Source organism: Paracoccus sp. FO-3, assembly GCF_006386455.1.
Lineage (GTDB): Bacteria > Pseudomonadota > Alphaproteobacteria > Rhodobacterales > Rhodobacteraceae > Paracoccus > Paracoccus versutus.
Genome location: NZ_VCBQ01000132.1, coordinates 1 through 10,751, shown reverse-complemented (window position 1 = coordinate 10,751; position 10,751 = coordinate 1). Strand labels below are relative to the sequence as shown.

Sequence of the window (10,751 nt, the reverse complement as noted above, 5' to 3'; positions counted from 1 at the left end):
CGCTGCGCGCTGCTCCGGCGCCGGGGCAGGCGCGGGCTGGGACGCTGGCTCAGGCGCAGCCTCTGCCGGGGCAGGCTCGGTCGCGGCCGACGGAGAAGCGGTCGGTGCGGGCGTGGGTTCCAGTGCGGGTTCCGGCGCGGGTTCGGCTTCGGCCGGGGCGGCGGCCGCCGGCACCTGCTCGGCCGGGGCGGCTGCGGCAAGCTGCGCTTCCTGCCGGTCCGGCACCAGGAAGGCCCAGATCAGGATCAGCCCGACGACCAGCGCGCCCAGCATGGCGATCAGCCCGGCAAGCCCGCCCCGTTCGCCGGGACGGCGGGGCTGAACCGGGGCGGCGCCCGCCGGTCGGGGGGCACGACGGGCATCGGCCGCGCGTTCATGCACGGCGCGGGCCCGCGGGTTCAGCGCGGCGCCGGCCTGCGGCACGGCTTCGGGCCGCGCGTCGGGTCCGGCCTCCGGCGCAGCCGCGTCAGGCTGGTCCGGCTCTGCCGCTTCGAGCGCCTCGGAAACATCGTTTTCCGCTGGGGCAGCCTCCTCAGGGGTCGAGGCCGGATCAGCCCCCTCAGATTCCTCGGATTTTTCGATGTTATTTCCGATGAATACCGCAGCTTCCTCGGAAAACCCGACCCTCTCGCCCGGCTCCGCCTGCGGGGCCGGATCGTCGCCAGCCTCCCCGTCAGCCGCCGGCTGGGGCGCATTTTCCGCCGCATCCTCCGGCGCCTCGGAACCATCGCCGTCGAGATCCAGCGCGTCCTGGGTTTCGGCCGGCTCTTCCTCGATCAGCAGCGCCGAGGCCGTCACGCCGGCCTGCGCCGGATCGACCTGCGGGCGGCTGCGCGGCGCCGCCTCCAGCACGAAGACCGGCTCGCCCGGATAAAGTCCCGCGGCCGGCGCGGCGCAGTATCCCCGCCCATCGAACCCGTATTGCCGGGCGAAATCGCCGGCCTCGCGCAGGGTCTGGCGGGCCACGGCGGCGACGCGGACGCTGTCGCCCTCGCCCTGCCAGTCGAAGGCCAGATCCTCGATCGCATAGGGGGTCAGCCCGTCCAGCGCGCGGCCCACCGCATGGTCGCGATCCGCACCCGGCGCGACCGTCAGCGTCGTGTAGAGGATCTGGTCGTCGGGAATGATCAGCACGACGGGCAGCACCGCCTCGTCCCCGGTGGCCATGGCGCGCAGCCGCGCCAGCGCGTCGTGAAAGTCGGGCGAGGCGAAATCGACCGAGCCCAGATGCCGCCAAGCCCCCGGCGCGACGCCGTCCTGCCCCTGCGGGCCCCGCTCGCGACGTTCCAGATGCACGGCATCCTCGCTGAAGGAGAGTGCGTATTCGGTGACGGAATCAAGCGACATCGACAGGCTTTGCTTTCGGTTCCGGGCGCCCTGGGCTGTCCCGGACGCATCTTCGTGATTGATGGTTCTGAACTAGCCCAGAACGCGATCCGTGAAAAGCCGAACACCGGATTGTGACGCATCCCGGAACGCATTTGCGGCGTTATGGGGGCTCGTGAAGACAACCGCGCAAGGGCAAAGCACCCGATGCGCCAAGGAGTAAGACCCGATGCCCCGATTCCGACCCCTGCTGGCCGCCACGACGCTGATCGTTCTGGGCGCCGGCCCGCTGCTGGCCCAGACCGCCCCGGCCGACGCGCCGCCGCCGCCCGCGCAGATGGGACATCACATGATGAAACATGCAGCCCCCTTCGCCAAGCTGACCGTGACCGGCACCGGCCATGCCACGATCCAGCCCGACATGGCCACGATCACCCTGGGCGTCAGCACCCGCGCCGCCACCGCGGCCGAGGCGATGACGCAGAACGCCGAGCAGCAGGCCAAGGTCATCGAGACGCTGAAGGCCGAGGGGATCGAGGCGCGCGACATCCAGACCTCGGGGCTGAACCTGTCGCCGGTCATGGATTACTCGGACCAGGGCCAGCCGCCGAAGCTGACCGGCTATGGCGCGCAGAACAGCGTGACCGTGCGGGTGCGCGACATCGCCGGGCTGGGCGCGGTGCTGGACAAGCTGGTCGCCTCGGGCGCCAACGAGATCAGCGGCATCGCGTTTTCGCGCGAGGACATGGCCGAGGCCGAAGACCAGGCCCGCAGCGAGGCCGTGGCCGAGGCGCGCCGCCGCGCCGAGGTGATGGCCGAGGCGGCGGGGATGCGGCTTGGCCGGCTGATCTCGCTTTCCGAGGCACCGACGGGCGGCGGGCCGCGCCCGATGATGGCCATGCGCGCCCAAGCGGCCGGCTCGGCCGATACGCCCATCGAGGCGGGCGAGCTGGCCGTCAGCGCCGATGTCACCGCGGTCTTCGCCATGCGCCCGGCCGATGCGCCGCAAGGCGGCGAGCCGCCCGAAGGTGAAATCACACCCGAGGGCGAAATCGCACCCGAGGAGCCCCCGGTCGAGGCTCCGGCGAACTGATCCCCCGACGGGCGGCGCAACGATGCGCCGCCCTTTCCGGTTCAGGCCGTGGCAGCCGCCAGCGCCTGGTCCAGGTCGGCGATGATGTCGGCCGCGTCCTCGATCCAAATCGAAAGCCGCACCACGTCCGGCCCGGCGCCGGCCGCGATCTTCTGCTCGTCGGTCAGCTGGCTGTGCGTGGTCGAGGCGGAATGGATCACCAGCGAGCGCGCATCGCCCAGGTTCGCCACATGGCTGAAGAGCTTGAGGTTATCCACCAGCTTCACCGCCGCGTCGTAGCCCCCCTTGATCGCAAAGGTGAACAGCGCCCCCGCCCCCTTGGGATAGACCCGCCGCGCCGTCTCGTTCCAGGGCGACGAGGCAAGGCCGGCATAGGTGACCGAGGTCACGCGCGGATCGTTTTCCAGCCATTCCGCGACCTCGAGCGCGTTCTCGACATGGCGGGCCATGCGCAGGCCCAGGGTCTCGATCCCCATCAGCGTGTAATGCGCGGCCTGCGGGTTCATGGTCATGCCCAGGTCGCGCAGCCCGATGGCGATGCCGTGGAAGGTATAGGCCAGCGCGCCGAAGGTTTCGTGGAACTTCAGCCCGTGATAGGCGGGCTCGGGCTGGGACAGGCTGGGGAACTTGTCCGAGGCCGACCAGTCGAACCGGCCCGAATCGACGATGGCCCCGCCTGTCACCGTGCCGTTGCCGGTCATGTATTTGGTCAGGCTGTGGACCACCAGCGTCGCGCCCAGCTCGATGGGCTTGCACAGCCAGGGCGTGGCCAGGGTGTTGTCGACGATCAGCGGCAGGCCGGCCTGCTCCGCGACCTTGGCCACCGCCGGGATGTCGGTGACATAGCCGCCCGGATTGCTGATCGATTCGCAGAAGATGGCGCGGGTGTCGTCGTCGATGGCGGCGCGCAGCGCGTCCAGGTCGTCCAGGTCCACGAACTTGCACGACCAGCCGAAACGCTTGATGGTCTGGCTGAACTGGGTGATGGTGCCGCCGTAAAGCCGGGTCGAGGCGATCAGGTTCCGGCCCGGCCCCATCAGCGGGAACAGCGCCATGATCTGCGCCGCATGCCCCGAGGAACAGCAGACCGCGCCGGCCCCGCCCTCCAGCTCGGCCACCCGCGCCTGCAGCGCGGCGACGGTGGGGTTGGTCAGGCGGGAATAGATATAGCCGACCTCTTGCAGGCCAAAGAGCCGCGCGGCATGGGCGGCGTCCTGAAAGACATAGGCCGTGGTCTGATAGATCGGCACCTGCCGCGCCCCGGTCGCCGGGTCGGGCGCGCTGCCTGCATGGATGGCGGTGGTGTCGAAACCCCAATTCTCGGACATGGAAACTCTCCCCTTCTTCGGGCAGAGACTAGGCGCAAGCGGGCGGCGAAGGGAACAGCAAACCCGCCGCGAAACGCCGGAAAAGCCGGCCGTCCCGCTGGGCAGGCCCCTGGGGCGCGTGATTTCCCCCGCCGCTTCGCGAAAGGACCGGGCTGCGACGACAAGCCCACCCTTGCGGGTCCGCGCGCGGCGCATGAAAAAGCCCGCCGATGTCCGGCGGGCCTCGCGCATCCGCCGGGCCGAGGGCTCAGCGGCATTCAAGCTGCACGTTGACCGGGTTCGGCACCAGTTCCAGCATCGCCCCCGAAGAGGCGTCGACGCCCGCGCCGATGATCCCGCCGACCAGCACGTTGCCGGCCATCGCCGCGCCGCCGCCGCCGGCCACGCGGTTGGTCACGCGGACCTGCTGCGGCTTGCAGCGGTCCTTCGTCACCGCGACGTTCAGCTCCGACTTGCGCGGAACCTTGAAGCTGCAGGGGGTATTCTCGCAGGTCTGCCCGTCGCTGAGCCTGACCTGGGCCCCGCCGGGGGTCGAATTGACGACAAGCACGTCCTTCGTCCCGCGGGTGATGGTGGCGCAGCCTGCCAGAGAAAAGGCCGCGCAAAGCGCAAAAACACGTCCGATCATGGGAAACCTCTCAACAAAGTGAGAAGGCTTTATTGTCTATTTTGTCTGACTACAAGATATTCCTCGGTAGCCGAGCGTTTCGACAGTATTTCATGGAAACCCTGCCATCACCCCGTATTTTCCAAGGTGAAAGAGGGTATCCGGCCGATGAAAATGCCCGAAAAGCGCAGAAATACGCCAAGAGATAAGGCGCTTTCCGACAGAGAAAGCGGCATTATTATCCATTTTGCGTAAGTATGCATCACGGCAGATGGCTGGCCTCTCACCCCGGCTGGCGCCGCTTGGCGGACCAGGGCGGCCTTGAGCCAAGGCTAGGCGGTGACACGCCAACCATGAATCGCCAAGATGCCGCGACGGTTTCTTCCAGATTTTCAGGGGATGAAAATGGTGCGGTCGAGAAGACTCGAACTTCCACTCCGGTTAAGGAACAGCGACCTCAACGCTGCGCGTCTACCAATTCCGCCACGACCGCACTTTCGTAGGCTCGCGTCTCATAGACGCTTGCGCGGCGGATGAAAAGGGCATTTTTTTCACCCGCCGCGCGAATTTTTTTCACTCGGCCGCGACCGCCGCCTGCGGGGTGTAGTTCAGGATCGGCGCCAGCCAGCGCTCGACCTCGCGCACCGCCATCCCCTTGCGGTCGGCATAGTCCAGGACCTGGTCATGCTCGACCTTGGCGACGCCGAAGTAATAGGCCTCGGGATGGCCGATATAGAGGCCCGAGACCGAAGCGCCTGGCCACATCGCCATCGACTCGGTCAGCTCGACCCCGGTCGCCGCAGTCGCGTCCAGCAGCCTGAACAGCGTGACCTTTTCGGTGTGGTCGGGCTGGGCGGGATAGCCGGGCGCCGGGCGGATGCCCTTGTAGGGCTCGGCGATCAGTTCCTCGGGGGCGAAGCTTTCGTCGGAATAGCCCCAGTATTGCCGGCGCACCCGCTCGTGCATCATCTCGGCCAGCGCCTCGGCGAAACGGTCGGCCAAGGCCTGCACCAGGATGGCCGAGAAATCGTCATGCGCGGCCTTGAAGCGCTCGGCGATCTGCTGCTCTTCGCCGCCCGCCGTCACCACGAAGCCGCCGACATAGTCGCGATACCCCTCGGGGGCGACGAAATCGGCCAGCGCCACGTTCGGGCGGCCGTCGCGCTTGCTGACCTGCTGGCGCAGCGTGTGCAGCGTCGCCAGTTCCGCCGCCCGGTCCTCGCCGGTGAAAAGCCGGATGTCGTCGCCGACCCGGTTCGCCGGCCAGAAGCCGACGACCGCCCGCGGCCGGAACCATTGCTCGTCGATGATGCGCCGCAGCATGGCCTGCGCATCGGCGAAAAGCTGGCGCGCCACCTCGCCCTGCTTTGCGTCCTCCAGGATGCGCGGATAGACGCCCTTCAGCTCCCAGGTCTGGAAGAACGGGGTCCAGTCGATATAGCGCGCGATCTCGGCAAGGTCGAAATCCTCGATCACGCGCGGGCCCAGGAACTCGGGCGCCTTGGCCTCGAACCCCGACCAGTCGACCCGCAGCGCATTGTCGCGGGCGACGGCCAGCGGCAGGCGTTTCTTTTCCGCCTCGGCGCGGGCGTGCTTGTTGGCCACATCCATGTATTCGGCACGGATAGTCTCGACATAGGCGTTCTTCTGGCCCGAGAGCAGGCTGCCCACCACCCCCACCGCGCGGCTGGCATCGGTGACATAGACCGCCTGCCCCTTCGCATAGCGCGGATGGATCTTGACCGCCGTATGCACGCGGCTCGTGGTCGCCCCGCCGATCAGCAGCGGAATGTCGAAACCCTCGCGCTCCATCTCGCTCGCGACATGCACCATCTCGTCCAGGGACGGGGTGATGAGGCCGGACAGGCCGATGATGTCCACCTTCTCGGCCTTGGCGGTTTCCAGGATCTTGGTCGCGGGCACCATCACGCCCAGGTCGATGATCTCGTAATTGTTGCAGGCCAGCACGACGCCGACGATGTTCTTGCCGATGTCGTGGACATCGCCCTTGACCGTCGCCATCAGCACCTTGCCGGCGCTGGAGGAACCGCCCGCGCCGCCCGCCGCGGCCTTCTCGGCCTCCATATAGGGCAGCAGATGCGCCACCGCCTGCTTCATCACCCGGGCCGATTTCACCACCTGCGGCAGGAACATCTTGCCGGCGCCGAACAGGTCGCCGACGACGTTCATCCCCGCCATCAGCGGGCCTTCGATCACATGCAGCGGGCGTTCGGCATTCAGTCGCGCCTGCTCGGTGTCCTCGTCGATATATTCGGTGATGCCGTTGACCAGGGCGTGCTCCAGCCGCTTCTCGACCGGCCATGTGCGCCAGGTCAGATCCTTTTCGCGCGCCTTGGCCCCGCCTTCGCCGCGGAACCGCTCGGCGATCTCCAGCATGTTTTCGGTCGCCGTGCCGCCGGCCTTGGGCTTGCGGTTCAGCACCACGTCCTCGCAGGCCTCGCGCAGGCCCTCGTCGATCTGGTCATAGACCGCAAGCTGGCCCGCGTTGACGATGCCCATGTCCATCCCCGCCTGGATGGCGTGATACAGGAACACGGCATGCATCGCCTCGCGCACCGGCTCGTTGCCGCGGAAGCTGAAGGAAAGGTTCGAGACCCCGCCCGAGACATGCACATGCGGCAGGGCCTGGGTGATGCGCCGGGTCGCGCCGATGAAATCGACGCCGTAATTGTCATGCTCCTCGATCCCGGTCGCCACGGCAAAGATGTTCGGGTCGAAGATGATGTCCTGGGGCGGAAAGCCGACCTTGTTGACCAACAGGTCATAGGCGCGCGAGCAGATCTCGACCTTGCGGTTCTCGGTATCGGCCTGGCCGGTTTCGTCAAAGGCCATCACCACCACGGCCGCGCCATAGCGGCGGCAAAGCCGGGCCTGGGTCAGGAAGCTCTCCTCGCCCTCTTTCAGCGAGATCGAGTTCACGATCGCCTTGCCCTGGACGCATTTCAGCCCGGCCTCGATCACCTCCCATTTGGAGCTGTCGATCATCACCGGCACGCGGGCGATGTCGGGCTCGGCGGCGATCAGGTTCAGGTAGTCGATCATCGCCTGCTTCGAATCGATCAGCCCCTCGTCCATGTTGACGTCGATGATCTGGGCGCCGTTTTCCACCTGGTCGCGGGCCACGTCCAGCGCGGCGGCATAGTCGCCATTGGTGATGAGCTTGCGGAACCGGGCCGAGCCGGTGACGTTCGTCCGCTCGCCCACGTTCATGAAGGGGATGTCGTCGGTCTTGACGAAGGGCTCCAGCCCCGACAGGCGCAGGCGCGGCTCGATCTCGGGGATCTCGCGCGGCGGCAGCTCGGCCACGGCGCGGGCGATGGCGGCGATATGCTCGGGCGTCGAGCCGCAGCAGCCGCCCACCACGTTCACCAGCCCCTCGCGGGCGAACTCGGCGACCTGCGCCGCCATCTCCTCGGGCGATTCGTCATACTGGCCCATCTCGTTGGGCAGGCCGGCGTTGGGATAGGCGCAGATCAGCGTGTCGGCGACGGCGGAAAGCTCGGCCAGGTGCGGGCGCATGGCGGCGGCGCCAAGCGCGCAGTTCAGGCCCACGGTGATCGGCGCGGCATGGGACATGGAATGCCAGAAGGCGGTCGGCGTCTGGCCCGACAGCGTGCGGCCGGAAAGGTCGGTGATGGTGCCCGAGATCATCACCGGCAGGCGCTGGCCCTTTTCCTCGAACACCTCCTCGCAGGCGAAGATCGCGGCCTTGGCGTTCAGCGTGTCGAAGATGGTCTCGATCAGGATCAGGTCGGCGCCGCCGTCGATCAGCCCGCGGATCTGCTCGGCATAGGCGATGCGCAGCTCGTCGAAGGTGACGGCGCGGTAGCCGGGATTGTTCACGTCCGGGCTGATCGAGGCGGTGCGGTTGGTCGGCCCCAGCGCGCCGGCAACCCAGCGCACCCGCCCGTCCTCGGCCGTGGCGCGGTCGAGCGCCTGCCGCGCGATGCGGGCGCCGTGCAGGTTCAGGTCATAGACCGCCGCCTGCATGCCATAGTCGGCCTGCGCGATGGTGGTCGAGGAAAAGGTGTTGGTCTCGACGATATCCGCGCCCGCCTTGGCATAGCGATAGTGGATCTCCTCGATCGCCTTGGGCTGGGTCAGGTTCAGCAGGTCGTTGTTGCCCTGCTGCGGATGCTCGCCCGGCGCCGGCGGATGGCAGCCGCAGGCGCAGCCTGTGCCATGGCCGGCGAAATCCGCCTCCTTCAGGCCAAGCTGCTGGATCTGCGTCCCCATCGCGCCGTCGAGGATCAGGATGCGTTCGCGCGCAGCCGCGCGCAGGGCGTCGAAGACGGGGGAAAGGGGCAAGGTCATGGTCCAGGGTCCGCGCGTTTCATCAAATGTGCTGTATAGCCGCAGACAGGCATTTAGTGAAATTCAACATCCGCACAATGATCTTGCATCGGATTCATGATCCGGCCCGCGGATTCGTCATCTGCCCCGCTTCTTCGTTGCAGAAATACCCTCGGGGGCGTGGGGGCAGACAGCCCCCACCGCGAACCGATCCGCCGGAACCGCCCCCGCCCCCTTGCGACGGCCCGCGGCCGGGAATATCTCACCGCCCATGACCGAATGGATCACCGCCCCCGGCCTCACCGATTATCTGGAAGCCGTCGCCTTCATGGAGGCGCGCGCCGCCGCCGTCGCCGAGGGCCGGGCGGACGAGCTGGTCTGGCTGGTCGAGCACCCGCCGCTCTACACCGCCGGCACCTCGGCGCGCGCGGCCGACCTGCTCGAGGCGCGCTTTCCGGTGCATGCCGTCGGCCGCGGCGGGCAATACACCTATCACGGGCCGGGCCAGCGCGTGGTCTATGTCATGCTGGACCTGAACCGCCGCGGCCGCGACGTGCGCGCCTTCGTCAAGGCCCTGGAATCCTGGGTCATCGACGCGCTGGCCGAGTTCAACCTCAAGGGCGAGATCCGCGACGGCCGCGTCGGCGTCTGGATCGCGCGCCCCGACAAGGCGCCGCTGCCCGACGGCTCGATGCGCGAGGACAAGATCGCCGCCATCGGCGTCAAGCTGCGCCGCTGGGTCAGCTTCCACGGCATTTCGATCAACGTCGAGCCGGACCTGGGCCATTACGCCGGCATCGTGCCCTGCGGCATCCAGGGCCATGGCGTGACCAGCCTGGTGGACATGGGCCTGCCCGTCGGCATGGACGACCTGGACCTGGCGCTGCGCCGCAGCTTCGCGCGCAATTTCCCCCCGCTCGGCGGCTGATTTTCGCCCTGCGACATATTCACCCTTCACGGTCCTGCGACCTTTTTCCGGTGTTCGGACGGCTTGACGCATGATAGCCCTGTCAAGGCGGGAGGCGGAGAGGTCCGCTCCCCCGGAAAAAGCGATTACCCAAGAGGAAACGCGATGAAGATCAGCATCTATGCCACTCTCGCCGCCCTGTCCCTCGCCCTGCCCGCCGTGGCCCAGGAAGGCGACGCCGCCAAAGGCGAGAAGGAATTCAACAAGTGCAAGGCCTGCCACATGGTCCAGGCACCGGACGGCACCGACATCGTCAAGGGCGGCAAGACCGGGCCGAACCTCTACGGCGTCGTCGGCCGCAAGATCGCCTCGGTCGAAGGCTTCAAATACGGCGACGGCATCCTTGAAGTGGCGGAAAAGAACCCCGACATGGTCTGGTCCCAGGCCGACCTGATCGAATACGTCACCGATCCCAAGCCCTGGCTGGTCGAGAAGACCGGCGATTCGGCCGCCAAGACCAAGATGACCTTCAAGCTCGGCAAGAACCAGGCCGACGTGGTCGCCTTCCTGGCCCAGCACTCGCCCGATGCGGGTGCCGAGGCGGCCCCCGCCGAAGGCGCCGCGAACTGACCGGCGACCCCCGGAACGGCGCGCCCCTGCCTGCGGCAAAACCGCGCAGGGGCGCGACTTTTAGTCCCTTCTTCGCATTGCGAGGGGTAGGAATGTGGGCTAGAAACTTAGCGAGTCCGCTGGCCCTTGGGCCGGCCAGCCGCATGTCTAGGGAGTCCACGCATGGCAGACGCAGCCGTTCACGGCCACGGTGACCATCATGACACCCGCGGGTTCTTCACCCGCTGGTTCATGTCAACAAACCACAAGGATATCGGTATCCTTTACCTGTTCACGGCCGGCATCGTCGGTCTGATCTCGGTCTGCTTCACCGTCTATATGCGGATGGAANGCAGCATCCCGGCGTGCAATACATGTGCGTCGAGGGCGCGCGCCTCATCGCCGACGCCTCGGCGGAATGCACGCCGAACGGGCATCTTTGGAACGTCATGATCACCTATCATGGGGTGCTGATGATGTTCTTCGTGGTCATCCCGGCCCTGTTTGGCGGTTTCGGCAACTATTTCATGCCGCTGCATCTCGGCGCCCCGGACATGGCCTTCCCGC

6 protein-coding genes, 1 tRNA gene and 2 pseudogenes are annotated in these 10,751 nt (G+C 67.4%); 4 read left to right on the top strand and 5 right to left on the bottom strand.

Annotation, left to right across the window (positions count from 1 at the left end; all coding sequences use genetic code 11):
* Positions 1–1,347 (bottom strand): annotated as a pseudogene (locus FE811_RS23500) (hypothetical protein); the annotation flags it as partial.
* Between the two features lie 208 nt (positions 1,348–1,555).
* On the opposite strand from FE811_RS23500, the gene FE811_RS23495 reads away from it, so the two are divergent.
* Complete coding sequence (locus FE811_RS23495; protein WP_114537171.1) at positions 1,556–2,419, top strand: SIMPL domain-containing protein; 864 nt, start codon at positions 1,556–1,558, stop codon at positions 2,417–2,419.
* Positions 2,420–2,460: 41 nt separating this feature from the next.
* Here the strand turns inward: FE811_RS23495 and FE811_RS23490 are convergent, their stop codons facing one another.
* From FE811_RS23490 to metH, 4 genes are all read right to left on the bottom strand, one after another.
* Complete coding sequence (locus tag FE811_RS23490; RefSeq protein WP_140848984.1) at positions 2,461–3,747, bottom strand: O-acetylhomoserine aminocarboxypropyltransferase/cysteine synthase family protein; 1,287 nt, start codon at positions 3,745–3,747, stop codon at positions 2,461–2,463.
* 247 nt (positions 3,748–3,994) lie between these two features.
* Positions 3,995–4,375, bottom strand: coding sequence for a hypothetical protein (locus FE811_RS23485; protein ID WP_036751685.1), 381 nt, complete (start codon positions 4,373–4,375; stop codon positions 3,995–3,997).
* A 385-nt stretch (positions 4,376–4,760) separates the two neighbouring features.
* Positions 4,761–4,847 (bottom strand) — tRNA-Leu (locus tag FE811_RS23480).
* Between the two features lie 80 nt (positions 4,848–4,927).
* Positions 4,928–8,689, bottom strand: coding sequence for a methionine synthase (metH, locus tag FE811_RS23475; RefSeq protein WP_116222874.1), 3,762 nt, complete (start codon positions 8,687–8,689; stop codon positions 4,928–4,930).
* A gap of 250 nt (positions 8,690–8,939) precedes the next feature.
* Here metH and lipB point away from each other — a divergent pair, with 250 nt between their 5' ends.
* The 3 genes and pseudogenes from lipB to FE811_RS23460 all read left to right on the top strand — a co-directional run.
* The gene (gene lipB / locus FE811_RS23470) at positions 8,940–9,596 is read left to right on the top strand and encodes a lipoyl(octanoyl) transferase LipB (protein WP_116222875.1); all 657 of its coding nucleotides are present in this window, start codon (positions 8,940–8,942) and stop codon (positions 9,594–9,596) included.
* A 144-nt stretch (positions 9,597–9,740) separates the two neighbouring features.
* Positions 9,741–10,205, top strand: coding sequence for a cytochrome c family protein (locus FE811_RS23465; RefSeq protein WP_116222876.1), 465 nt, complete (start codon positions 9,741–9,743; stop codon positions 10,203–10,205).
* 162 nt (positions 10,206–10,367) lie between these two features.
* A pseudogene (locus tag FE811_RS23460) lies at positions 10,368–10,751 on the top strand (cbb3-type cytochrome c oxidase subunit I); the annotation flags it as partial.